This is a genomic window from Streptomyces sp. NPDC018947 (assembly GCF_044390505.1).
GTDB lineage: Bacteria > Actinomycetota > Actinomycetes > Streptomycetales > Streptomycetaceae > Streptomyces.
Genome location: NZ_JBIRZD010000010.1, coordinates 19,288 through 42,825, shown reverse-complemented (window position 1 = coordinate 42,825; position 23,538 = coordinate 19,288). Strand labels below are relative to the sequence as shown.

Genomic DNA, 23,538 nt, shown 5'->3' with positions numbered 1-23,538 from the left:
CACGCGCGGCCCGCGGCCCGCCTACTCACGTTCTTCCGCCGTGGCCCGGCGGCGCACCGCGAACAGCGCCCCGAGGCCGGCGAGGACGACGACGCCCGCGACCACCCCGATCACGACGCCGGTCGACGAGGAACCGCCCGAGGAGTCACCGGAGTCGGCCGGGACCGCGGACCACCAGCTCCAGTAGCCGTCCTGGCCGTAGATGTTGCCCGCGTCGGACGGCATGGTGGTGATCGACGCGATCTGGTCCGTGCGGTAGGCCTCGACGGCGTTCGGGTAGGCCATCACGTTCATGTACCCGAGGTCGTACAGCCGCGACTGCATCTGCTTGACGAGCTCCGCCCGCTTGTCCGGGTCGTACTCGGCGAGCTGCTGGGCGTACAGCTCGTCGTACGTCCTGTCGCAGATGAAGTTGTCCGTGGCCCCGGTGTCCTTGGGCGTCTGCGGTCGGGCGTCGCAGGTGTGGATGGACAGCACGAAGTCGGGGTCGGGATTGACCGACCAGCCGTCGAAGGCGAGGTCGTACTCGCCGGCGAGCCAGGGGTCGGTCACGTTGTCGAGGCAGTTGAGGGTGGCGCCGATGCCGAGTTCGCCCCACCACTCCTGGAGGTACTTGCCGACCGCCTTGTCGTTGGGGTCGGTGGCGTGGCACAGGATGCGGTAGTCGAGCGGCTTGCCGTCCTTGCCGACGCGCTTGCCGTCGGCGTTCTTCCGGTAGCCCGCCTCGTCCAGCAGCCGGCCCGCCGCCTGGGGGTCGTACGCCAGCTCCTGGCCCGCCGAGGGCTTCCAGAAGTACGAGGAGAAGCGCGGCGGTATGTAGCCCTGGCCCTGGACGGCGTGGCCCTGGAAGACCCTGTCGACGATCGCCTTGCGGTCCACGGCCATGAACAGCGCGTGGCGCACCCGCTGGTCCAGCAGCGACGGATGGCCGTCACCGAACTTCGTGCCGTCCTTGGCCTGCGCCCCCGGGTTGGTGGCGAGGGCGTAGAAGCGGCGGCCCGGCGCGTCGTTGACCCGGATGTTCTTCTCGCCCTTGAGCGAGTCGGCCTGGGCCGGCGTCAGCGACGGGGACCCGGCGACGAAGGACACCTCGCCCTTGCGCAGAGCGGCGACGGCGGCGTCCTGGTCCTTGTAGTACCGGAAGACGAGCTCGTCGAACTTCGGCGCGCCCCGCCAGAAGTCCTCGTTCGCCTTCAGCCGCACATAGCTGTCCGGCTTGTAGTCGGTGAGGACGAACGGCCCGTTGCCGACGAGGGGGAACGCCTTGTCGTTGTTGAACTCGGAGAAGTCCCCCACCTTCTCCCAGACGTGCTGCGGCACGATCGGCACGTCGAGGGCCGTCATCGTGGACTGCGGCTTCTTCAGCTTGATCACGAGCTGGGTGGGGCTGGGCGCGGTGACCTTCTCGAAGTTGGTGACGAAGCTTCCGTTGGCGGTGGCGGCGCCGTCGTCGGTCATCATCTTGTTGAACGTCCACGCCGCGTCCCCGGCGGTGACCTTCCGGCCGTCCGACCACGTGGAGTCGGAGCGGATCGTGTACGTCCAGGTCAGCTTGTCCGGGGAGGACTTCCACTCGGTGGCGAGCCCCGGGGAGACGTGGTTGTCCTTGGGGTCGTACGTGGTCAGGTACTCGTAGGTCAGCCTGAGGATGCTCGTGCTGACCAGGCGGACCGCGAGGAACGGGCTGAGCGAGTCGACGCTCTGCGCGACGGCGACGGTGAGCACCTTGCCGTCCTGCTCGCCCCCGTCGCTGCGCGGCCCGGCCGAGGCCGAGGGGGCGGCGAGAGCGGACGCGAGGAGGAGGGCGGTGGCGCCCGCGACGGCCGGCAGCCGCATCCTCTTCAGGCGGGATCCGAAACGTCCTCTGCCGTGCTGATCCTGTGTGTTCATGGTTCTGACCTCGCGTCATCGCTCGCGCGGGACGCACGCTGGGCGTTCCACGCGGGGGCGGGCTTGAACAGATGCGAACAGACGTGAACGAGCTGGGAGGTGCCTTGTACGGGACTTGATCGTTTGGCGCCGACGGAATGAAGTGAGTGTCTATCAGCGGCAGTCTGCGCGCGTCAACGGTGCGTCAAACCCCATGTGGCCTGCGAAAACGGGGAGCACACCGGGCTGTCGTCCACATTGGTGGAGACCTGTGACGCCTCGCTGGTGAGAGGGCGGCGGCGGGACACCGACGGTGTTGCCGGTGCGCCCTCACGTGGAGGGAAAACGCGGTCGTGAACTGCGACCGGGGCGCCGTCACCGCCGTCGTCGGCTCCGCGAGGACGGGTGATCGCCGAAACGCGCCACGGCCCGTGCCGTCGGGCGGCACGGGCCGTGGCGGGACGTGTCCTCCCCGGCGGCGGGATCCTCATCGCGCCGTAGGGGTGAAACCGCCGAACACCGGCAATGGGCCGGACGTACTGCGTTCAGGCGGCGGGAACGGGGCCTCCGGGCCGGAACCGCTCCACCCCGACGATGTGCCGGACCTTGACCGGACGCACGATCACCGCGACCCGCCGCTCCCCGGGCATGAGCCACTCGAACCGCTCGCTGCCCAGATACTTCCGGGCCAGCCGGTCCATCCGCTCGTGCGCCTCCTCGCCCTCGACGAACCGGGCCACCACACCGCTGATCTGCACCCGGTCGAAGGGGTCGGCGGCGTCCGCGTGCGACAGGTAGACGCGGGGGTCACGGCGCAGGTTCTCCTCCTTCACCCGCCCCACCGAGGTGTTGAAGGACAGTTCTCCCTCTCCCTCCAGATCCACCCACATCGGGCTGACCTGCGGGGCTCCGTCGGCGAACACGGTGCCGACGTACCAGATGTGGGGAGCCTGGAGCCGGGCGCGGACGGCTGGATCGAAGGTCGCGGTCATCCGGGGAGGCTACCCACCCTGTCCGGCGGACCTTCCCCGCATCATGAGGACGGCTCAGCCGCACCATTCCGTACGCGACCGCGCGAAGGCCCGCGCCGTCCGGGGACGGCGCGGGCCCGGGGATGCCTGCCTACTGCTGGGGAGGGGTCTGGCCCTGCGCGGGCTGCGGCTGCTGCGGGTACGGGTGTCCCGGCTGCTGCGGGGGCTGTCCGTACGGCTGCGGGGGCTGTCCCGGCTGGGGGGCGTACTGTCCGGCGCCGTCCGGCGGGCCCGGGTACGGCTGGCCCGGCTGCGCGGGGTGAGACTGGCCCGACTGGCCGGGATAGGGCTGACCGGGCTGCCCCGGATAGGGCTGCCCGCCGGGCGCGCCCTGCCCCGGAACGGGCTGGCCCGGCATCGGCTGGCCCTGGTACGGGTGGCCCGGCATGGGCGGGGCGGCCACCGGCGGCGGGTTGCCGTCGGACGTCCACAGGCCGTGCGACTGCTGGTGGCGGACGAAGTCCTCGGCGACCATCGCCGCGAGGTTGAAGTACGCCTCGCGCACCTTGGGCCGCATCATGTCGAGGTCGACCTCGGCACCGGCCGCCAGGTGCTCGTCGAAGGGCACGACGACGACGCCCCGGCACCGCGTCTGGAAGTGGCTGACGATGTCCTCGACCTTGATCATCTTTCCGGTCTCGCGGACACCCGAGATCACGGTGATGGACCGGGAGACGAGGTCGGCGTACCCGTGCGCGGACAGCCAGTCCAGCGTCGTGCTCGCACTGCTCGCACCGTCCACGGACGGCGTCGAGATGATGATGAGCTGGTCGGCGAGGTCGAGCACACCGCGCATGGCGCTGTAGAGCAGACCGGTGCCCGAGTCGGTCAGGATGATCGGGTACTGCCGGCCCAGGACGTCGATGGCGCGCCGGTAGTCCTCGTCGTTGAACGTCGTGGACACGGCCGGGTCGACGTCGTTGGCGATGATCTCCAGACCGGACGGGGCCTGGGACGTGAACCGCCGGATGTCCATGTACGAGTTGAGGTACGGGATCGCCTGGACCAGGTCGCGGATGGTGGCCCCGGTCTCGCGGCGCACCCGGCGGCCGAGCGTACCGGCGTCCGGGTTGGCGTCGATGGCGAGGATCTTGTCCTGCCGCTCGGTGGCGAGCGTGGAGCCCAGCGCGGTGGTCGTGGTGGTCTTGCCGACACCGCCCTTCAGGCTGATGACGGCGATGCGGTAGCAGGAGAGCACCGGGGTGCGGATCAGCTCCAACTTCCGCTGCCGCTCGGCCTCTTCCTTCTTGCCGCCCAGCTTGAACCGCGAACCGCCGGCCGCGGGGCGGCTGCTCTTCGCCTTCTGCTTCCTGTTGTTGAGCAGCCGGTCCGACGACAGCTCCACGGCAGCGGTGTAACCCAGCGGTGCGGCACCCGGGTTGGTGGGCTGGCGCTGGTCGTGCTGGATGGGCTGGGGCCAGGCGGCCCCGAGACGGGGATCGGCCGGCTGCTGGGGCTGTCCCTGCGCCTGGTGGGACGGCTGCTGCTGCTGGTGCTGCGCATCGGGCTGCGCGGCGTGCGGCGGCTGAGGCTGCGGCATCTGGCCGGGGTACGCCTGCGGCTGCGCCTGGTGCGGCACACCGGGGGCCGGCTGTCCCTGGGGGGCGGGAGGCTGGGTGAAGCCGTAGCCGCCCTGCTGCGGCTGCGGGCCGGGCGACTGGGGGAACCCGTAACCCCCCTGTGGGGCAGTGGGGTTGGGCTGGGGCTGGGGCTGGGGCTGGGGCTGGGGCTGGGGCTGCGCGGCGTGGGGCTGGGGGAAGCCGTATCCGGCGGCGGGAGCGCCACCCGGCTGCGGTCCCGCCGCCTGGGGCGCGACCGGGGGAGTGGCCCCCTGCGGCGGGAAGCCGTAACCGGCCTGGGCGGCGGCCTGATCCGGTGCCACCGGTGAACCGGCCTGCGCGGCCCACGCGGCGGGCGCCGGCTGCGGAGCCTGCGGCTGGAACGGCGGCTGCTGCGCCGGAACGCCCGGCTGTCCCGGCACACCGGGCGCCGGCTGCGGCTCCGCGGGCCACTGACTCGCGGGCGCGGGGGCGGCAGGAGGGTACGACGGAGGCAACGGCGGCACGGCGCCGTGGACGGCGGGGGGCGCGTCGGCGGAGGGGATGTCCTGAGGCGCGTCGGCCACCGGGCCGGGCTCGGGGCCGGGTGCCGGCTCGACGCCGGCGGTGGCCTGGGGGGCATCGGCGGAGGGGGCTTCGTCGGATGCCGGCTCCTCGTCGCCTCCGCCGCCCTCGGGCTCGACGGCGCCGCCGTCCGCGCCGCCGCTCTCGGCCGAGGCGTCGGCAGTGGCGTCGGCGTCATCAGCGGCGCCGGTGTCGGCAGCGAGGTCGGCACCAACAGCGCCGTCGGATTCGGCCTGGTTGGAGGAGGGCGCGTCGGCGTCGCGCTCCTCCCCGGCAGAGCCCGCGGACTCGTCGGCAGCGGACTCCGGCTGCCCCTGCGGTACTTGGGCCTGCCGCGCCTGGTCGGCGGCAGCGGCGAGCTCCGCGATCTCCCGCTTCAGGGCGACGGCGGAGAACCGCATGGTGGCCCCGCTGTCGAGGTCGCCGTTGTCGCTCTCGGGCTCGACGCGCGGCTCCGAGGGCACCGACGGCTGCTCCGGCTCCGGCTCCGCCTCGGGACGGGGCTCCGCCAACGCCGGAGGCTGCTGGGGCTCGAAGCCGCTCCCCACCGGCAGATCGGGCACGCCGGCGGCCGGAGGGGTGGAGGGAGCGGGCGGAGCGTACGGCGAAGACGTCATCGGCGGAGGCGGCGGCGTGAAGGGCGCCGCGGGAGCCTGAGGCTGAGGAGAGGGAGCGGGAGGAACGGCCCCCGTCGAACCGGCGCCCTGCCCGGTGTCACCGGAGGCGTTCTGCGTGTACCAGGCGGGCGGCGCGTAGTCGATGGTGAACTCGCCCGTCGTCTCGATTGCGGACTCCGCGTCGGGCTGGTCATCGCCGGGTGTCGCCCAGCCCCCGCGGTTCCCGTCCCGATCGCTGCTCACAATTCCTCCTGGTGTGGTCGAGCACCCTCATGCCGTGCTGGGGCGACCCTTGCTTGTCATCCGCAGTTGTCCGACGCCGTTCGAGGTCGTCCGATCCACCGGCTCTCCCCCCGGAACACCGACGCCCGCACCACAGGTCCTCACGTCGCGCCCGAGACCAGCCTAATCACGAGTGACCCGACGCCGTCAGGTCCCATGCCCCTGCCCACCTCGGCGCCCGAAGCCGCAAAACGCCCAAAAGTGAAGCACTTTCACGCCCGTACCCGCCACAATCGGGTGATCCGGTCAACGCGTCCCGCTCAGTCCATCCGTCGCGGCGTACCCAGAAGGCCGATCTCGGCATCGGTCGGCTGCGTCATCACGTACTGCCGGTCCCGGTCGGAACACCACAGGGTGACACCGTCGGCGAGGGTCGGCAGCGCGTCCACGTCACCCCTCGGCAAGGCCATCGCGCGGCCCAGCTCCCCTGCCTCGGCCGGTGAGATCCGCTGCACCCCCACGAGGCGCGCCTGCCGGACGAGTCGCGGCGCGACGGGGCTGAGATAGGGCAGGAGCGTCAGCACCGACTTCCAGGGACCGGAGACCACACGGCCGCGCGGTGGCCGCATGCCGCAGTCCCGCACCACCAGCACCGGCGTGCCGGCCGAAGCCCCCAACGGCGGCACCCGGCCCACGTCGTAGACCGCGAGTCCGTTCTGACCACCGCCCATGGCATGGACCATCTGCGCCCATGCCTGCGCCCGCCCGGTCTCCACGGCCACCCTCGCACCGGTCGCGGCGGCCCGCAGCGCGAACACCTGGGCCGTCCACAGGCCTCCGATGAGCACCACCTCGTACGGCGTCGGCCGGTTCAGCCCGAGCACCGCGGACTGCCCCTCGGCGTCCACCCCGATGACCACACCGTCGTCCCCGATGGGCAGCGACAGTGTGTCCATCTCCTCCGCGGACAGGGTGTGGCGCCCGTGGCGCGGACCGAGCAGGCCGAAGCCGGCATGCAGCAGATCGCGTCCCCGCCGCGCGGCCGGCGGCTGGGCACCTCCCGGCGCGCCGTGCACGTCCGGCCCGTCGGCGGTCCCTGTCGTCATGGCGGTCACCGGACACCTCCGAGGGGCAGAGTGGCGAGTACGCCGGGCAGTTGCTCGCGGTCGAGCCGCGTGAGCGCGGCGCCCGCCTCCCGCGCGGAGGTCTCCAGCGCGCGCCGCGCCTCCGTCAGTTCCTCGGCGCTGCGCCCGGTGACCCGCAGATGGCCCCGCAGGGACATCTCCTGCCGGTCCGCGCGCGACAGGGTGAGACTGACCGTCGTGGCGAGCGCGGGAACCGCGGTGACCCGCGCGACGAACTGGGGCAGCGACGTTCCGCGGTCGCCGCCGAGCTCGGGCCACTTGCGGATCCAGTACGTGGTGTGCCGCCGGTTGTCGCAGCGCCAGCTCCGGTTGGACTCCTCCGTGCGCCGTTCGTGCCGGGTCGCCCTTCCCGCTTCGGCCGTCACCAGCGGGTTGGCGCAGGCCGATGTGGCGATCGCCGACGTCAGCTCCTCCTCGTCGAGGACCGTGGCACGGAACCCGGCACCGGTCAGCCGGCTGGCGAGATGGTCGGCGACACGCACGACGCACTTCTGCGCACCGAGCAGGCCCCCGCCCCGGGCCGCGACGGCCTCGGGACACAGTTCCGGGGCGAACTTCAGCGCGATCCAGGTGATCCGTACCGCCGGAGCCCCGGTCTGCTCCTGCAGCGGCACGTAATTGCTGACGGCCACCGACTGACGCGGCAGGTGCAGCGCGGGCGCGGGCTGCGTGTGCAGCACGATCTGCGCCGACTCCAGGCGGATCCCGTCCACTTCGAGAGCGTCCCGCACCAGCGCCAGCGGGAGGGGCCGCCGACTCCGCTCGGCGCGCAGTGCGGTGGCGTCGGCCTCCACCTGCACCACGGCGGTGACGAACGTGCCGTCCCCGACGATGCCCACGGGCCGCCGCTCCCGGCCGCCGTAGGCCTGTGTGCGCAGGCTCGGATCGCACTCCACGGCCGGGGCCAGAGCCGGCTCGGTGCCCGCCGGTATCACCAGATCCGCGGCGCGCTTCTGCCGGGCACGCAGGGACCGGGCCGTGGCCAGCCACTCCGGCAGGGAGCGGCCCCTGCGGCGTACGAAGGCCAGCAGGACGAGGACGGCCGCCACGACGGCCGCGGGCACCAGTGCCAGGGTGCCGATCGCCCATCCCGTGACGAGGAGAGCGGCCGCGAGCTCCAGCAGCACGATACGTTGCAGCCGGAACGACCCCGGCCGGCCCGAACGCACCTTGAGATGGAGGCCGCCTCGCGCGGACGGCTGTCGTGCGCCTCGGGGCCCTGGCTGGACGGAGCCGCGTGTCCGGGTCCGGTCACGACCCGAGGTGCGCGTCCCGGAAGCCATCACTCCATCCCCCCAATTCGCTCACAACTCCCTGAAAAACGCACCATCGTGCGCAGCCCCGCAGGGCCCACGCACCCTACCCGCTCCACACGTTGCTCCTCACACCAGGCATAGTAGGGGCGGCGTCTGACACCGGCGGGCGGGGACGAGGATCCCTGGGCGCAGGCCGGGCGGAACTCGGGCGAGTACGGGCGGGACACGGGGAGAGAAACGCACCAATGGCATCTCGGCGGGATCAGCTCAACGCCTACACCTTCGCGAAGCGCCGCTTGCTCGCGGCTTTCGTCCAGTCGTTCCCGCAGGGCTCGGAGGAGGGGGCCCCGCGTCCTCTGCGGGGTGTCGTGCCCGGACTCGTCATCGGCGTGATCGTCATGGCCGTCTTCGGCGCCTGGGGCATGTTCAAGCCCACCGCACCCAAGGGCTGGGACACCCCGAACGAGAAGGTGATCATCGCCAGCAAGTCGACCACCCGGTACGTCGTTCTGAAGACCGGTGACGAGGTACAGCTCCACCCGGTGCTCAACATGGCGTCGGCGAAGCTGCTCCTCGCCCCCAACAAGGGCGACGTCGTCACGGTCAGCGAGTCGCTCCTCGACAGCGGCAAGATCAGGCACGGCGTCACCATCGGCATCCCCTACGCCCCGGACCGTCTGCCCTCCACCAAGGAGGCGGGTGCCGCGAAGCGGTGGGTCGTGTGCGAACGCCCGAGCGCGGGCGGCCGGGCCATCCAGAAGGCCGCACTGGTCCTCGCCGACCGGGAGAAGAAACTGACCGAGGGCAAGCAGAAGCTGTCCGGCGGCGAACTCCTCTACATCGTGGACCCCGACGGCCGGCGCTTCATCGTGGACGCGGGCGGCACGGCCTACCAGGTCGACGAGAAGGACGCCGGGTCCGACCTCGAGCTGCTGCTGCGCACCGTCGTCGGCTCGGGGCGCAAGCCTCAGCGTGTCTCCCAGGAGTGGCTGGCCACTCTCCACCAGGGCGATCCGATCACCTTCCCGAAGATCGAGGGCACTCCGGGCGCCCCCGCGAACGCCCCCGGACAGCTCGGCGCGTCGGCCGACAAGGTCGGCACCGTGCTCAAGGCGTTCGACAACAACAAGGAGCAGTACTACGTCGTACTGCCCGGACGCGTCGCACCGGTCTCCGCCTTCGTCGCCCAACTCCTGCTGTTCAGCAAGGATCTGGCCCAGGTCGGGCAGGCCGGCCAAGCCCTGGAGATGAGCCCCGGAGCGATCGTCCCGGGCAAGCCCTTCGGCACCGAGTACACGTGGCCCAGTGGCACCCCCCAGGCGGTCAACGAGGCGTCGGACGCCAAGGGCAGCCGCAACACGGTCTGCAACGTCCTGCGCGGCGTCGGCGGCGAGGGCGCCACCACCCTCAGCACCTGGGCGGGCAACGACTTCCCGGCAGACCTCCCCACCGGTTCCTCCAGCGCCTACGTTACGCCGGGCTCCGGCCAGCTCTACCGCCAGTTCAAGGGCACCGAGACCAAGGCGGGCCCCGTCTTCCTGGTCACCGACACCGGCCTCCGCTACGTCCTGCAGTCCAACGCGGACAGCGCCACCGACGACGCGGGCATCGGCATGTCGGCCGAGGAGAAGAAGCAGTTGGAGCAGGAGGCCCAGCAGGCACAGACACGCCTGGGCTACGCCGACGTGGACCCCGCGCCGATTCCCGCCGCCTGGTCCGCATTCCTCCCCACGGGCCCCCGCCTGTCCACGGCCGCGGCACGCCAGCCGCAGGGCTCGTGACGGAGGAGGCCACCACCATGCGACCCATGCGCCTGCGCCTCCTTCCGGCGGCCGCCGCCACGACCATGCTGATGGCCGGACACCTGGCCTTCGCACCCACCGCGGCCGCGGAGGAGCCCTTCACCGACCAGTGCGAGTACCCCAACGCCGTCTACCCGGGCCGCCCCTGGTCCCTCCAGCGCGTCCAGCTCGACGCCCTCTGGAGCCAGTCCAAGGGCAAGGGCGTACGTGTCGCCGTCATCGACACCGGCGTCGACGTGCAGAACTCGCAGCTGAAGAAGGCGGTGGACGTCAAGAGCGGCCGCAACTTCCTGCCCAAGAACCTCAAGGACGAGAACGGCGACCCCGTCGAGCGGGGCAACGAGAGCGGCACCACCGACACCGTCGGCCACGGCACCAAGGTCGCCGGCATCATCGCCGCCCGGCCCGACGGCAAGACGGGCTTCGTGGGCCTCGCCCCCGAGGCGACGATCATCCCGATCCAGCAGAACGACGCGGAGGGGCACGGCGACACCGACACCCTCGCCGAGTCGATCCGCTACGCCGTCAAGGCCGGGGCGGACGTCATCAACATCTCCCAGGACACCGCGGGCGCGGCCGAACCGGACCCGGAACTGGAAGCGGCCGTCAAGGAAGCCCTGGCCAAGGAGATCGTCGTCGTCGCCTCCGCGGGCAACGACGGGCTCGGCGGCAACATCAAGAAGACCTACCCCGCCTCCTACGAGGGCGTCCTCGCCGTCGCGGCGTCCGACCGCAACAACGAACGTGCGTCCTTCTCCCAGTCCGGCGACTTCGTCGACGTGGCGGCCCCCGGCGTCGACATGATCTCCACCGTGCCCCGCGGCGGCCACTGCCTGGACAACGGCACGAGCTTCTCCGCCCCCTACGTCGCGGGCATAGCCGCACTCCTCAAGGCCAAGCACGGCGACTGGAGCGGTCGCCAGATCGTCGCCCAGATCGAGCAGACCGCGGAACGCACCATCGCCGGTCACGACCGCCTCGTCGGCTGGGGAGTGGTGGACCCGGTCCGCGCCCTGACGGAGGACGACCAGCCCGTCGAGTCGCCTCGCCCCCAGGAGGGTCTGTCCAGGGCCGAGGCGCCGGTCGCGGCCGAACTACCTCTCGGCGAAACGGCCGACGAGCGGAACGCCCGCCTGGCGACCTACGTCGCGGTCGGCGCTGTGGTCCTCGTGATGGGTTTCGGCGGAGCGGCGGTGGCGATCCGCGACGCCGGCCGACGGGCCCGGACCAGGGGCAGCCGCCACGACGGCCCCACGACGTGAGGAGCGCAGGCCGGCTTCCGGCGGGGCGTCAGCGACTGGTGAGAATTGTGTCCTTCGAGTGAAGATGGCAAGACTGCGCCCCAGTTGCAGCACGCCTGTTGCACAAGGCAGTTGGGGCTGTCGGTGTCAGTTACTAGAGTGGGACTGTGGCGGTGGTGATCGCTCCAGAGGTGAGCCCACCGTGACACGGGGAGAACGGGGAGGGTTGGCACAGTGGTTGCTGCGGAAATGGGTGGTGGAGCCGCGGACGTACGTCGCGGCGTGATGGCGCTGTCGACGTTCAAGAAGCGGGTGGACGACCTGCTCAAGACCTTCGAGGAGTCGGCGGGCGGGGCGGCCAAGGTCGGGTCCCACAGCCTGCCGGAGTCCGCCTTCGGCAGCGGCGCCTTCCCCGAGGGCAAGCAGCTCCACCTCGAGTACGAGCGCGTCCACGAGCGGATCACCGCACTCTCCAAGTCACTGGGTCTCCAACTGGAGGCCATGCAGATCGCCGTGCACGGGGTGGACGTCACCTTCGACAACCTCGAGGAGGAGCAGCGCCTTCGGTTCCACCAGATCCGGACCGAGGTCAACGAGACCCGGGAAGAAATGCTGCGCGACGCGCGAGGCAACCGCGCTGACAAGACCAACGCGGAGTTCTGATGAGCGGGGACAAGAACAAGCCGGGGACGCACCCGGAGGAGCAGCAGGACGCTCAGGCGCAGATCGGTGCGCTCGACGCGGTCATGACGATGACCAAGCTCGTGCCCTTCGGCCCGTCCAGGGGCATCCACTTCGGCTCCACGAACTTCGAGAACTACGGCCTCAACCAGATCATCGACATCGTCGAGTCCGCCAACCCGGAGCTCCTGGAAACCGCCGGCACCGCCCTCGTCGACGCCCGGGACGCCATCAAGAAGGCGGCGGACGAGCTCAAGGGCAACCTCGGGGACATCGACTGGAAGGGCGAGGCCCGGAAGGCCTTCACCGACTGGGGTGACAGCCTGATCAAGACGGCTGAGGGCGTCGCCGGCTACGCCGACACCATCGGCACCCAGGTCCTGGCCGCCGGCTCGGGCCTCGCCATGGTCAAGAAGTCCATGCCCCATCGCGACAACCGCGCCGACCCCAAGCCGCCGAAGGATTTCGACAAGGCGGACAAGGTCGAGTCCAACGACGAGTACATGGCGGCGGTCAAGGCGGAGAAGGACCGCCAGGAGGCCATCAACCAGATGTACCGCTTGGCGTCGTTCTACACGGTGTCGGCGGGGATGATGGGCAATGCCGAGGAACCGGTGTTCCCGAAGATGCCGGACGTGGGAGTGCCGGCACCAAAGCAAGGCGTCACATCGGAGGCGGGCCCGGGAATGGAGGCCTCTCCCCTCCGGAGTGTTCAGGAACCGACCGTGGCGCCCCGGCAGTCGACGCATGAGTCTGTCACACGGTCGCAGAGCGTCGGTGACCTGCCGTCTGCCAAGCAGCCGGCTGATCTCCTCACGCCTCCGGACCCGCGAGTCGGTACGCAGATCGACAGCGTCGGTACCTTGCCGCAGCAGGATGTCGCAAAGCCGATCAACGCCACGCCACCGACGACGACTGGCCCCACTGTTCCGACTACTGGTCCCGTCCCGCCCATGGTGCCCGGCACGGCTCCCCCTTCCTTGCGTGGGAGGGCCGGGCGCACCACGGGACCGGGCGGTGGGCTTGCGAACAAGATCCCCCCGTCGACGCAGGGACGAGTAGGAGGTCTTCCAGGCACCAATCCGGCACCACGTACTGGTACGGGTCCTCTGGGACAGGTTCCACGGTCCACCACGCCCGGTCCGGCGGCAAGCCGCGGGACAGGTCCTCTGGGACAGGTCCCACGGACGGCCCCTCCGGGGCAGGCGGCTGCCCGTGGAACGGGTCCCATGGGGCGTGGTGTCGTCGGTGGCATGCCGAAGCCCACGGGATCGGTGCCGGGGCAGGCGGGCGGTACCCGCGGTCCCGTCGGCCCTATGCAACCTGCCCCTGCCAGTCGCAGTGGTAGCGGCACAGGTCGCGCCGCCAATGGAGTCGTCGGAGGCCGTCCGGCCACCGGCGCGGTGCCCGTCGGCAAGGGCTCCAAGTTGCCTCGTGGCACGGTCATCGGCGGGGAGGGCGCCTCTGCGCCCCGTCCGGCTGGGCAAAAGCCTGTCCAGCGCGGCGTGATCGGCGCTCCTCCGGCGTCAGAAGCAGGTCGGGGAGCCGCCCGCCGCCTCACTGCCGGCCCGAATGGGGTCATCGGAGCGCCGAATACGGGCACCAGCGGAGCCACCCCCGGGCCTGCTGCGGTCCCACGTGGTGGGGCAAGTAGCCAGGGGTCGGACAAGCGTCAACCACGCCGCGACGAGCGACGTGGTAACCCGGCCACAACCGACTGACCGGACCGAAGCGAGGACAGGCACAAGCATGTTGTCAGGTTTCAGACGAGCCACTCGGCGCACGACACCTCCTATGGGCCGAAACAGGAGACGGTTTCCGGCCGTGGTTTCAGCGCTTGGTGCCCTAGCTGTCACATCGGTGGGTCTGGCTCCGAGCGCTTCGGCCGCCGATGCCCAAGCGCAGCAGTGGTACCTGTCGTCGATGAAGACTGACGAAATGTGGAAGGTGAGCACCGGAGAAGGGGTGAAGATTGCTGTGATCGACACAGGAGTCAACCCCAATACCCCTTCGCTCAAGGGGCAGGTCGTCACTGACGAAGTGCCCGGCGCTCTCGGTTACAAGGCGACCGAGGACTATGCGGGCCACGGAACGACGATGGCAGAACTGATTGCCGGCACTGGTGCTGGTGGTGGCCTCAAAGGCCTGGCTCCGAATGCAAAGATCGTTCCCTATCGGATCGCGACGCAAGGCCTGAAGGACGCTGAGGCGGAGAAGGCTCCCGAGGTAGCAGACGTGATCAGGGCTGTCGCTGACAGCGATGTGCAGATCTTGAGTATGTCCTTCGGTGTGGATGCCGAAAGCTCTGAAGCACTTGAAGCTGTCAAGTACGCCCAGTCCAAAGGCAAGTTGATGTTTGCCGCGACGGGCAACGAGGCCGAAAAGAAGAACCTTATCGGTTACCCCGCCGCATATCCTTACGTAGTCGGCGTTGCCGCCGTAGACGCTGACAGGAAAGTTGGGAAGTTCTCGGAGCACGGAAATTACGTCGATCTGGCAGCTCCGGGATTGAACATTCCTGGCTGGTGTGACGCCAGCTTCAGCGCCTACTGTAATCAGAGGGGAACAAGCGCCGCCACTGCTATCACCTCCGCGTCCGCGGCCTTGGTCTGGTCCGCTCACCCCGACTGGACGGCCAATCAAGTACTCGGCAGCCTCATCGACACCGCCGGCCGTGACTGGGCCAGGGACGACCCGAGTATTTATCTCGGTTACGGTCTGGTCCGCCCTCGCAAGGTACTGGAGAACGAGAACTTCAAGCCCGGGGCACCGGACACCGATCCCCTCGCCAAGGAAAACGTCACCGGCGTCCTGGACGAATCAGGAAAGCCTGTGGCGCCTTCCCCGACAGCGTCGCCGCAGCCCTCGAAGGACACGTCGGGCAGCGAGGCCCAACCCGTTGCCTCCGAAGCGGACGACTCCGGCAACACCACCCTCTGGGTGGCACTCGGAGCCGCGGCGGCGGTGCTCGTGATCGGGGGCGGCGCCTTCGCGGTGGTCCGCTCACGACGAGGCGCCTGAAGACAGCCCCACCACCAACGACCCACCAGCACTCACGAAGGGACCGCCGAAATGGCTGACGGCCGCAAGCTTTACGAGGCCCAGGTACAGAAGCTCCAGACGAACGTCATCGACCGGTACGACTCGATCAGGCAGTCTCTCGCCCGCCTCCAGGGGACGATCGACATGATCGAGAAGCACTGGACGGGTCAGGGCGCCATCGCCTTCGACAAGAAGCAGACGGAGATCAACGGGCACATGGCCTCGATCGGCCGGATGCTCGACGAGTTCCTCGAGGGCATCCAGCTCAACAAGACCGACAAGCAGAAGCTCGAGGACCAGATCGAGGCCGACGTCACCAAGATCTCGGTGGACGACCTCGGTGGAAAGACCTCGGCCCTCAGCAGCTACTGACGCGAGCGTCCGAAGACGACCTGCCGGCTTTCAACGAAACGAGGAAGACATGTCCGGAGTCCACTACGACGAGCTCGCCGTCACCTACGGCACGATGGACGCGCTCGCCACCGAACTCGGTGACCAGGCCAAGAAGCTCGAGGAGGACCTCGAGGCCCTCAAGAAGGCCGTGCTCGACGCGGCCGCGGGCTGGGGCGGTGAGGCGTACGAGGAGTTCACCAAGAAGACCAAGGAGTGGGACCGCCACGCGTCCGGCATCCACCAGGCCCTGGTCAGCATCGGTCAGCGGGTCGGTCTCGCGGGCGGTGACTACCGCGGTGGCGACCTGAAGGGTGCCAGCTACTTCATGTAGGGCGCTCAGCGAAGACGGACAGGGTGGACACGCGCGGGAGGTGTCCACCCTGTTTCATGCCTGTCAGCCTCTGCAGCCGAGCTTGTCCTTGTAAGCATCGAAGTAGGAAGGGATGAGTCGTTCCAAGAGTGCTCGCGACTCCTTGCTCCAATTGATATCTCTGACTTCAACGGACACAACGTCCCCCTTCTTGCTCACTCCGGGGCACGAGATGATGGTTGCCACCCCGCGAACCCAAGAGGCGTACTGCCCTTCCTTGATGTACCGGAGGCCCTCAATCCTCTTGCCCTGGAAGAGGTCCCGGAGTTCGTAACCACGCTCATGCCATTGTGCCTCGCTGACGACGGAGTCGTTCCCGTCCACATACATGTGGCAGAGCTGTCCATCCGGCAGACTGAAATATCCCGTACTCTGCTCAAGTTCATTACCGTCGTCCAGAAGTGAGCTCAGCACGTCCTCGGCGGCAGGGATTCCGCAAATGTTGTCTGGAGTGCTGAACGAGCGGTCCGGAGAGTCACACGCAGTGGCAGCCAGTGTGACCACGACGGCTATGAGTATCGCCGGAAGGGCGGCACGCTTCTGGTGCTCATGCGAACTGCGTCTCATGTGCCGTCTCCCGACGAGTTCCATTGTGCGCCGTCGGAATGGCTTACGCCTGCTTGAGTGCGAACTGCTCGAGTGATGGCATCCCTCGTCTCCGCGTCGATTCCTCTGTGATGGGCAAAGTAGGTGGTGACGGCGGCTTCCGACGCGTCCACAGCCGCTGCCCTGCCGTCTGAGTATTCTTTACCCGCGTTGAGTTCAGCCTCATCCGTCGTGTCCTTCTCCACACTCTTGACCACGCTCTCCGTGACATCCTCCGCCAGCCAGTTGACCGGTTCCCCCGCGGCGGAGAACGGGGCCGGGATGGATCCTGTCCCGAGGCCCACGATGCGGTTGACCCACTTGGCGTTGTCCGCCACCGCCTCGTTGTACTCCGTGTTCGAAGCCGTGTGATAGTCGTAGATCGCGTCGGCCCGCGAGTTGCTCATGACTCCCGCGATGGCGGCACCCGGCGCGACCAGGTCACCGACGCGCGCGGCGTCCTCGGGGGTGAGATCCTTCCCCTCAGCCGCCAGGAAGTCCTGGACGACGTTCGCGGTGTAGGCCTGCTGAGCGGCGGTGATGGCGCTGTACGCGTCCGGGTCCTGCCCGACCAGGCCCAGGAACTTCTGCGCGTCCCCGTAACCGAGTTCCGCTGGCGTGCCGTTGGTCGGGAAGAGCTTGCTGTCGGAACTCTCGCCGTACATCGACCGCTGGAAGTCCCCGATGTAATCCGCGGAGATGTTGCCCAGGCTGTCCCGCAGGGCGTAGAGGGGACCGGTCTTCTCGTCCTCCAGGTCCCCGTTCATGTTGTGCGTCAATAGCTCGGGATGCTCGGCGAACCTGGCCACGATGTCGTTGACCAGCTTCGCCTGGGCGTCACTGTGCCGGATCGACGGATCGACCGTGTCGCTGTCATACGGTCGGCCCGTCGTAGCGGCCTCCAGGGCGTGGCCGAGCGCGTCCGGACCGAAGGTGCGGGCATTCGTCAGCTTGTCCTCGTCCGCGAGGACATTGCCGCTGTTCGTGTCGATCGCCCACTCGAAGTCCTTGTCGGTGAAGAGATCGAGGTAGGACGTGAAGTCCGTCTTCACCCCCGATGTGATCGTGCCGTCCTCGTTGTACGCCGTGGGCGCCTGAGTGAAGAACTGCTCCGCCGCTTCAGGACTGTGTCCGAGGGCCTCGAGCACACTGTTCAGCGGGTCGTTCCCGCTGCCCAGTCTCCCGGACGGGTTGAATCCGAAACGGTCGTCGCTGCCGGACGGTTTGTTCGCCATGAAGCGGTGCGGATCGTCCTGGTGCAGCTGAGTGACGTGCTCCGCGATGGGTGTCAGGAAGGCGGGGTCGTAGTTCCCGTAGCGGAGCAGACCGCCCAGTACTTGGTACCCGAGGGGTTTGTTCATCATCCCGCGGTCCCACTCGATCTCCTGGGTACCGAGTTTGCGGAACTCCGCGCCCCACCACGACGGCAGATGCTGGCGATCGCCCCTGACACTCTGCGGGGTGTAGGGGTCGGTGGCGTTGGCCAAGGCGTGGCCCATGAATCTCTGCAGGTCCTGTACTCCGGCCAGCCGGGTCTTGGAGGCGTCAGTGCCGGTGCCGTCGATCGACATGGCACCGTAGAACTCCAGTGTCTGCCGCGGTCCGCCCAGCCCCTCGAAGAACTCGGTCGCGAACTCCCCGTCCTTCTCCCGACCGTTGTGGCGGAGCAGCCTGTTGAGTTCGGCGAGCTCGCGGTCGGTCATGTCCTCGCGCTTCTCGGCGAGTTCCAGGGCCCGTTCGACCTGGGCGTCGTTGAGCGAGCCGTATGTCGCGTGACCGGCGTTGTACAGGTCGTTGCCGTGGGCGCGGGAGAGCGCCAGCCTGGCCGACGCGTCGATGTCGTCGGCGTGTGCGATCTTCCCCGAGATGGTGTCGGCGTAGTGCTGCCGGTCCTCTTTCGCCTTGTCGGATTCGGATGTCTCCCCGGGGCTGACGTGGACGTCCACGCTCACGGTGCCGTCACCGTTGTCCCGAACGGTGTACCCCTTGTCCGAGGCCTCCTTCGTGAGTGAGCGGACGCTCTTCTGCAACGCCACGAGTTCGCGGTGGGCATCGTCGAGGACCTGGTGAATGCTGCCGGCCTCCGCCTGGAGGTCGGCGAACTCCTTGGCCGTCCTGTCCACGAACTGGCGGGTGACGCCTGCGTTCACCCCCTCCCAGCGCGCCTTGTCGGACTTCTTCTTGAGGCCGTCCCGCGCATCGGTCTCGAGCTGCTTCAGGTTGTCGACGGCCTTCTTCCAGTCCGAGACCGCGGTGCCCAAGGAGTCGAGGCCGACCTGCATCAGGTCGCGGTAGGTGATGGACATGCCTGGGTTCCCCCGCGCTACTTGAGGTACTTGCCGAGCTCGGAGACGGGCATTTCGGACCCGTCACGCCGGGTGATCTCCGCGGCGATCCGCGCATCGTCGTCGGCATGCAGTTTCTTGCTGAAGTCCAGGTGGTTCGAGATGTGGGCGCAGGCCTGACGCACCGCCTTCACCTGGCTCTCCCAGACCGTGAGGGTCGTCATGAGCTCGCTGCCCATCGTGAAATTGGACTTGGACAGCGCCGATGCCGCCCGGTGCGTGGAGCCGGCATGGCCGGAGTCCATGCCGGCCCCCGCGATGTCCACCTTCTCCACGAGGTCGCCGTGCAGGACGAAGGCGTCATGTCCCACGGCACCGAGGTCGTCCTGCCGAGCCACCAGGTCCGGCTTGCGGCCGGAACCGCCTCCTTGCGCCGGAGCCTGGTTCAACCGGGTGTGTGCCGGGTGCCGAGCGGCAGCCCGGGCCTTCAGCAGTTCCCATTCGTCCCATGCCATGGGCGTCGCTCCCTCGTCGCCGTCGCTCCGCCGTGCTCGTAGCGGTTGCCTCCCGCGCGGGCCCCCGGCAAGGACCGTGAACACACCGGCCTCAGCAGTGACCACGCTGGCACCGAACGTAGCGGAAGACGCGCGCCCCCCGCGGCGCCCTGGCCTCTCTCGGCACCGCGACGATGGCAACGATGCTCTCGGCACAGGGCCGGTTTGGGCAGGGTGTCCCGGCATTACTGGCTTGGCGCGGCGCCGGGGTCCCGCCATGAGTCGCGACGTCCCAGGTGACTCGGTTGATCCACCGAAGGGTGATCCGCCCGCCGCCGTGCTGACGGCGGACCTCTGGATCTACTGAACCTGCTCCGCCAGCGTCCGGGTCACCTCGCTCAGTTGCTCAGGAGTCAGGGGTGCGGACTCGCCGTCCGCGGAGCCGACCAGGAGCGCGGCGTCTCCCTCTCCGTCGAGCTTCAGGCGCAGGGAGGCGACGCTGCCGTTGTCGGTGGTGACGACCTTCCCCGCCTCGGCGGCTGCCGCCTTCTTGACGTAGCCGGTCACGTCGTCGGCGGACAGGGAGGCCAGCGACGAGATCACCGGGGCCAACGGGTAGATCGCGTGCTGCTCCCGGGTGGCGATGGTGTGCACCTGCACGTCGTCGCGGCCGATGTGGAAGGTGCAGCTGATCAGCACGCCAGGGTTGACGGCGAGGGGCGACCCGGGCTCGGCACGCTTGCCGCCCTCCGCGGTGGCGGCGGGCTTGCCGTCTTCCTCGGCGGAACCGGGGCCGGCTTCCGCCTCCACACCCGCGTCCTTCGCCGCCTCGCCCAGGTCGTAGGGAAGCGGGCAGGTGTCCGTTCCGTCGTCCGGGACCGCGTCGGCCGTCTTGGTGAGGCTGCCCAGGCTCAGCGGATCCGCACCGCTCCCGCTCTGGCACCCGGTGATCAGGGCCGCCGCGGCCAGGGCGGAAGCGAACGTCAGCCGGTTTCGTACGTGTGTCATGAGCGGCGTCCTCGGTGTCTCGGTCGGATCGGTCGTGGGTCAGGGGGCCTGTGCGGAGCAGCCGAACCGTTTGCCGGCGACATCGACGAAGTTCGTGAACAGGGCCTGGAGGCGGGGAGTGCCCGGTGCGCCGGCGGCGGAGGTGTACTCCTGGCCCAGCTCGAGGGAGAAGTAGGTCGGGACGCCTCCGCAGTCGGCGACCACGTGCCGGTCGTCGAAGCCCGACACCTGGCGGTCTGCCACCCGCGGCTGCCCGGAGAAGCCTGGGGAAGCGGTGATGCCCGCCACGAGGCGGGGCTCCCGCGTGACGCTGTAGACGGCGCGCTCCTCGACCTCGCACGACCACGTGGGGCCGGTGCCGTCCTGGACCCTCTCCATCGCCGCGTCGCGGTCCTCGGGCCTCCCGGGGAACACCAGGCCCGTGAGGCCGCACACCGCATCGTCGCCGACCTGGCGCGGTTTCGGTGGCGCCGGGACGGTGTCGGGCGCGACGAGGGGCCGCTCGGCCGCGCATGACGCACGCTCGGCCGCCTTGCCGGCGACCTCGGTGAGGATCCGGATCAGTGCCACCCGGTCCGATCCCTGCGGGGCGTACCCCTCGACGACGGCCGGTCCGTCGGCCGTCGAACAGGAGCCGGGCAGCAGGACCCAGCCGTGGTCCGCGCCGACCGCGCCGGTGGTCTTGCCGGAGACGAACGACATCCTGGCGGGACTCGGCCAGCGTCCGTTGTCGGTGAAGGGGAAGTCGCCGCGCTCCCGGCTCACGGAGATGTTCAGGCGCTCGGTGTCCGATCCGGTGAGAAAGGAGGTGCTCTCGACCGTGCAGGTGAAGTCGAGGCGTTCGCCCGGCCGGTCGTCCAGCCCGTTGCGGTCGGAGACGCGGCCGGATCCGAGGACGGTCTGCGCCGACCCCATGGAGACCAGCCCTCCGCACACCTCGTCGCGGCCGAAGATGTTGGTGTTCAGCCACAGATGGGCACCTGCCGCGAGCAGCACGACCGCCGCGAGGAGAGGCGCGGCGATCTTCTGCCCCGGACGGGCGAGACGACTTCCACTCGTCATGTCACTTCCTCGTACGCAGAGCCGAGTACGCGTCCTCCCGCCCGGTGATGAAACTCTGCTTGGCCTCGCCCTTGGCGTGTTCGTGCGCCTCGGTCCCGCTGATGTCGTGCACCTTGCCCCAGGCGTCGAGAAGCGAGTTCGTGCCGCCGATACCCGCCGATGTGGTCTCGCTGTCCTGGGCCCGGGCGACATCCTCCGCCGCCGCCGTCACGTCCTTGGAGTACTCGTAGGTGGCCGCGTCGATCATGCGCTGGACGGGGTCACCCACCACGGGGATCTGGGTGAACAGGCCGCCGACACCGTGATACGTGTAGCGCATCTGGTCGTTGAGGGTGCCGATCTTGGTGTCCCGGTCGTCCAGGATCATGTCGGATCCGATGGCGGTCATGGCACCGTTGACCTCGGCGACGTGGCGCGCCTTGTTGTCCCAGTCGCCGACGACGTTTTTCTGCTGTTCTTCCGACGCGGTCCTGGCGGTGTCCAGGTACTCGGCGGAGTAGAGCTTCTGGTTCTCGTACAGCATGTCGTAGACGAGTACCGGTTCGCCGTCGTGAGTTTCGCCGTACGCGGCGTCGGACACCCCGCGCATCACGCGCAGCAGACTGTGCTTGCTGTTGGTGATGCTCGACTCGTCGCCGTTCGCCTTGATGCTGTCGAGACCCTGCGGGCTGCTCGACTCGGTGCCGCTGAGGATGGCGTGGGTGTCCATGGTGTAGTCGGCCAGGGCACGCCCGAGGGGGACTTTCAGGTTCTGGGGTATCGCGTCCCCCTTGCTGTCCTTGTCGAGCTGGGTGATGGTCTCCTGCATCACACGGGCCTGCGCCTCGGAGTGGCGGTCGAAGTCCGCACCGGGGGAGTTCGGCTCGCGCCCGGTGGTCGCCGCCTCCAGCGCCGCGCCCAGCCCCGTGCGGTTGAGCGGGTCGTCGAAGGAGACGATCGTCGAGCCGGCGACCGTCTTGTGGTCGGGCCATTCACGCTCGTGGAGCAGGTACTTCAGATGGTCGTTGCCCACGTGGTCGGACCCCGAACCGTTCCCCGCGGGGTCGAAGAAGGCGGTGGCGGCGTCGGGGTTCTTGCTCATGACGCCCAGAAGTCCGTCGAGCGCGTCCGCACGGACACCGTCGTGGCCGGCCCCCCACTCGATGAAGATGCTGGGGGACTTCTTCTCGGCCGCTATCAGGTCGTCGCCCAGCTCGTACAGGAACTGGTCGTCGTACTTGGTGCCGCCGTGCTGCATCAGGCCGACGAAGGACTGGTAGCCGTAGAGCGGCTGGGTGTTCGAACCGAAGTTCTTGGTACCCGACTTGTCGAGGCTCTCCATCCACTGCCGGTAGAACCTGCCGTCGTCGCTGGCGAGCCAGTCCTTGAACTTCTGCGATCCCGGGGGCGCGTCCTTGACCGATCCGGGGACCTGGGTGGCTCCGGCGACGGTGTCGGAGAGGCCGCCCTGCAGCTCCAGGTACTGGGCCTTGTGCTTCTTGTCGTCGTCGTGGGCGAGCTGGTTCAGCTCGTTGGTGAGCTTGATCGTGCCGTCCGTGCCGAGACCCTTCAGCAGGGTCTGGCTGAACGCCTTGTCGTCGGAGTTGTCCCGGAACGCCCGCTGCAGCTCGGCGAGTTCGGCGTCCGAGACCTTCTTGCCGTCCGCGAGCCGGGTAGCGATGTCCTCGGCGTTCTCGGCCTCGTACTTCTCGATGTCACCCTGCGCCTGGCCGTTGAAGCCGTTGAGGGTGCCGTCGGAGACGTCCGAGTCGACGACGACGGCGTCGAAGGCTATCTGCACGCCCTTGTCGGCGTCCGTGACATTCTTGACGAGCTGGTCTATTCGGCTCTGCCAGGAGCTCACGGCCTTGCGCACGCTGTCCTGGAAGTCGGGATCGTGGTGGTACGCGTTGCGGGTGCCCGCGTCCATGCCGGCGGTGTCGTAGGAGACCACACCCTTGTCCGACACCTTCATCCCCGCCTCGATGGCCTCCTGGCGCGCCGACGTGAGCTTTCCCTTCAGGTCGACGAACTGGGTGTGCGCGTCGCGCAGCAGGGAGGCGATGGCCTTCGCCTCGGTCTGGGCGTTCTGATACTCCTTGAGCGTGATGTCGAAGCGGCGGTTTGCCGCGTCCGCGCTCAGCCCGAGCCAGGTCTGACCCAGGGATATGCCGTGCACGTCCCGTTTGTAGACCTTCTCCTGCTTGTTGAACTCCTTGGCCATGTCGTCCCAGCCATCGGCTGCCGTGGTCAGGGTGGCCAGGTCGGTTGTCATGATCTCGTGGTACGTCGGCATGGGTCCCCGTTGTGCGCGTTACCGTGACTGATCGATG

18 protein-coding genes are annotated in these 23,538 nt (G+C 69.0%); 7 read left to right on the top strand and 11 right to left on the bottom strand.

The window, feature by feature from the left end:
• Positions 1 to 21: 21 nt before the first annotated feature.
• The 5 genes from ACH499_RS19875 to eccE form a co-directional block, all read right to left on the bottom strand.
• Positions 22 to 1,890, bottom strand: a complete 1,869-nt coding sequence (locus ACH499_RS19875; RefSeq protein WP_399017257.1) for an ABC transporter substrate-binding protein — start codon at positions 1,888 to 1,890, stop codon at positions 22 to 24.
• A 524-nt stretch (positions 1,891 to 2,414) separates the two neighbouring features.
• Entirely contained in the window at positions 2,415 to 2,861 is a 447-nt protein-coding gene (locus tag ACH499_RS19870; protein WP_356200902.1) for a TIGR03618 family F420-dependent PPOX class oxidoreductase, read from the bottom strand.
• Between the two features lie 130 nt (positions 2,862 to 2,991).
• Positions 2,992 to 5,883 carry an SCO5717 family growth-regulating ATPase gene (locus tag ACH499_RS19865; protein WP_399017255.1) on the bottom strand — a complete coding sequence of 964 codons (2,892 nt, stop codon included), beginning with the start codon at positions 5,881 to 5,883 and terminating at the stop codon, positions 2,992 to 2,994.
• Positions 5,884 to 6,182: 299 nt separating this feature from the next.
• Positions 6,183 to 6,968: a hypothetical protein gene (locus ACH499_RS19860; RefSeq protein ID WP_365598381.1), complete on the bottom strand. Its 786-nt coding sequence runs from the start codon at positions 6,966 to 6,968 to the stop codon at positions 6,183 to 6,185.
• Positions 6,969 to 6,973: 5 nt separating this feature from the next.
• Entirely contained in the window at positions 6,974 to 8,290 is a 1,317-nt protein-coding gene (gene eccE / locus ACH499_RS19855) for a type VII secretion protein EccE (protein ID WP_399017253.1), read from the bottom strand.
• A 218-nt stretch (positions 8,291 to 8,508) separates the two neighbouring features.
• On the opposite strand from eccE, the gene eccB reads away from it, so the two are divergent.
• The 7 genes from eccB (at position 8,509) to ACH499_RS19820 (ending at position 15,753) form a co-directional block, all read left to right on the top strand.
• Complete coding sequence (gene eccB / locus ACH499_RS19850; RefSeq protein WP_399017251.1) at positions 8,509 to 10,044, top strand: type VII secretion protein EccB; 1,536 nt, start codon at positions 8,509 to 8,511, stop codon at positions 10,042 to 10,044.
• Between the two features lie 17 nt (positions 10,045 to 10,061).
• Positions 10,062 to 11,327, top strand: coding sequence for a type VII secretion-associated serine protease mycosin (mycP, locus tag ACH499_RS19845; RefSeq protein ID WP_399017249.1), 1,266 nt, complete (start codon positions 10,062 to 10,064; stop codon positions 11,325 to 11,327).
• Positions 11,328 to 11,555: 228 nt separating this feature from the next.
• Positions 11,556 to 11,969, top strand: a complete 414-nt coding sequence (locus tag ACH499_RS19840; RefSeq protein WP_399017247.1) for a hypothetical protein — start codon at positions 11,556 to 11,558, stop codon at positions 11,967 to 11,969.
• Entirely contained in the window at positions 11,969 to 13,708 is a 1,740-nt protein-coding gene (locus tag ACH499_RS19835; RefSeq protein WP_399017245.1) for a hypothetical protein, read from the top strand. The genes ACH499_RS19840 and ACH499_RS19835 overlap by 1 nt, the downstream gene beginning before the upstream one ends.
• A gap of 103 nt (positions 13,709 to 13,811) precedes the next feature.
• On the top strand, positions 13,812 to 15,008 hold the full coding sequence (locus ACH499_RS19830) for a S8 family serine peptidase (RefSeq protein WP_399017243.1): 1,197 nt from the start codon (positions 13,812 to 13,814) through the stop codon (positions 15,006 to 15,008).
• 51 nt (positions 15,009 to 15,059) lie between these two features.
• The gene (locus ACH499_RS19825; protein WP_365598395.1) at positions 15,060 to 15,401 is read left to right on the top strand and encodes a WXG100 family type VII secretion target; all 342 of its coding nucleotides are present in this window, start codon (positions 15,060 to 15,062) and stop codon (positions 15,399 to 15,401) included.
• 49 nt (positions 15,402 to 15,450) lie between these two features.
• Positions 15,451 to 15,753 (top strand): WXG100 family type VII secretion target, encoded by a 303-nt coding sequence (locus ACH499_RS19820; RefSeq protein ID WP_365598397.1) that lies wholly within the window; start codon positions 15,451 to 15,453, stop codon positions 15,751 to 15,753.
• A 63-nt stretch (positions 15,754 to 15,816) separates the two neighbouring features.
• On the opposite strand, the gene ACH499_RS19815 is transcribed toward ACH499_RS19820, so the two are convergent.
• The 6 genes from ACH499_RS19815 to ACH499_RS19790 form a co-directional block, all read right to left on the bottom strand.
• The gene (locus ACH499_RS19815) at positions 15,817 to 16,359 is read right to left on the bottom strand and encodes a hypothetical protein (protein ID WP_399017240.1); all 543 of its coding nucleotides are present in this window, start codon (positions 16,357 to 16,359) and stop codon (positions 15,817 to 15,819) included.
• Positions 16,356 to 18,683 (bottom strand): hypothetical protein, encoded by a 2,328-nt coding sequence (locus ACH499_RS19810; RefSeq protein ID WP_399017238.1) that lies wholly within the window; start codon positions 18,681 to 18,683, stop codon positions 16,356 to 16,358. Before ACH499_RS19810 ends, ACH499_RS19815 begins: the two co-directional genes overlap by 4 nt.
• 17 nt (positions 18,684 to 18,700) lie before the next feature.
• The gene (locus tag ACH499_RS19805) at positions 18,701 to 19,177 is read right to left on the bottom strand and encodes a hypothetical protein (protein WP_399017236.1); all 477 of its coding nucleotides are present in this window, start codon (positions 19,175 to 19,177) and stop codon (positions 18,701 to 18,703) included.
• Positions 19,178 to 19,516: 339 nt separating this feature from the next.
• The gene (locus ACH499_RS19800; protein WP_399017234.1) at positions 19,517 to 20,164 is read right to left on the bottom strand and encodes a hypothetical protein; all 648 of its coding nucleotides are present in this window, start codon (positions 20,162 to 20,164) and stop codon (positions 19,517 to 19,519) included.
• A gap of 39 nt (positions 20,165 to 20,203) precedes the next feature.
• Entirely contained in the window at positions 20,204 to 21,226 is a 1,023-nt protein-coding gene (locus ACH499_RS19795) for a hypothetical protein (RefSeq protein WP_399017232.1), read from the bottom strand.
• Position 21,227: 1 nt separating this feature from the next.
• Positions 21,228 to 23,501: a hypothetical protein gene (locus ACH499_RS19790; RefSeq protein ID WP_399017230.1), complete on the bottom strand. Its 2,274-nt coding sequence runs from the start codon at positions 23,499 to 23,501 to the stop codon at positions 21,228 to 21,230.
• Between the last annotated feature and the right edge of the window lie 37 nt (positions 23,502 to 23,538).

What these genes read in the sequence shown, in the direction of transcription:
- ACH499_RS19875 (WP_399017257.1), bottom strand. Translation starts at nt 1,890, where the DNA reads ATGAACACACAGGATCAGCACGGCAGAGGACGTTTCGGATCCCGCCTG.
- ACH499_RS19870 (WP_356200902.1), bottom strand. Translation starts at nt 2,861, where the DNA reads ATGACCGCGACCTTCGATCCAGCCGTCCGCGCCCGGCTCCAGGCTCCC.
- ACH499_RS19860 (WP_365598381.1), bottom strand. Translation starts at nt 6,968, where the DNA reads ATGACGACAGGGACCGCCGACGGGCCGGACGTGCACGGCGCGCCGGGA.
- eccE (WP_399017253.1), bottom strand. Translation starts at nt 8,290, where the DNA reads ATGGCTTCCGGGACGCGCACCTCGGGTCGTGACCGGACCCGGACACGC.
- eccB (WP_399017251.1), top strand. Translation starts at nt 8,509, where the DNA reads ATGGCATCTCGGCGGGATCAGCTCAACGCCTACACCTTCGCGAAGCGC.
- mycP (WP_399017249.1), top strand. Translation starts at nt 10,062, where the DNA reads ATGCGACCCATGCGCCTGCGCCTCCTTCCGGCGGCCGCCGCCACGACC.
- ACH499_RS19840 (WP_399017247.1), top strand. Translation starts at nt 11,556, where the DNA reads ATGGGTGGTGGAGCCGCGGACGTACGTCGCGGCGTGATGGCGCTGTCG.
- ACH499_RS19835 (WP_399017245.1), top strand. Translation starts at nt 11,969, where the DNA reads ATGAGCGGGGACAAGAACAAGCCGGGGACGCACCCGGAGGAGCAGCAG.
- ACH499_RS19825 (WP_365598395.1), top strand. Translation starts at nt 15,060, where the DNA reads ATGGCTGACGGCCGCAAGCTTTACGAGGCCCAGGTACAGAAGCTCCAG.
- ACH499_RS19820 (WP_365598397.1), top strand. Translation starts at nt 15,451, where the DNA reads ATGTCCGGAGTCCACTACGACGAGCTCGCCGTCACCTACGGCACGATG.
- ACH499_RS19815 (WP_399017240.1), bottom strand. Translation starts at nt 16,359, where the DNA reads ATGAGACGCAGTTCGCATGAGCACCAGAAGCGTGCCGCCCTTCCGGCG.
- ACH499_RS19810 (WP_399017238.1), bottom strand. Translation starts at nt 18,683, where the DNA reads ATGTCCATCACCTACCGCGACCTGATGCAGGTCGGCCTCGACTCCTTG.
- ACH499_RS19805 (WP_399017236.1), bottom strand. Translation starts at nt 19,177, where the DNA reads ATGGCATGGGACGAATGGGAACTGCTGAAGGCCCGGGCTGCCGCTCGG.
- ACH499_RS19800 (WP_399017234.1), bottom strand. Translation starts at nt 20,164, where the DNA reads ATGACACACGTACGAAACCGGCTGACGTTCGCTTCCGCCCTGGCCGCG.
- ACH499_RS19795 (WP_399017232.1), bottom strand. Translation starts at nt 21,226, where the DNA reads ATGACGAGTGGAAGTCGTCTCGCCCGTCCGGGGCAGAAGATCGCCGCG.
- ACH499_RS19790 (WP_399017230.1), bottom strand. Translation starts at nt 23,501, where the DNA reads ATGCCGACGTACCACGAGATCATGACAACCGACCTGGCCACCCTGACC.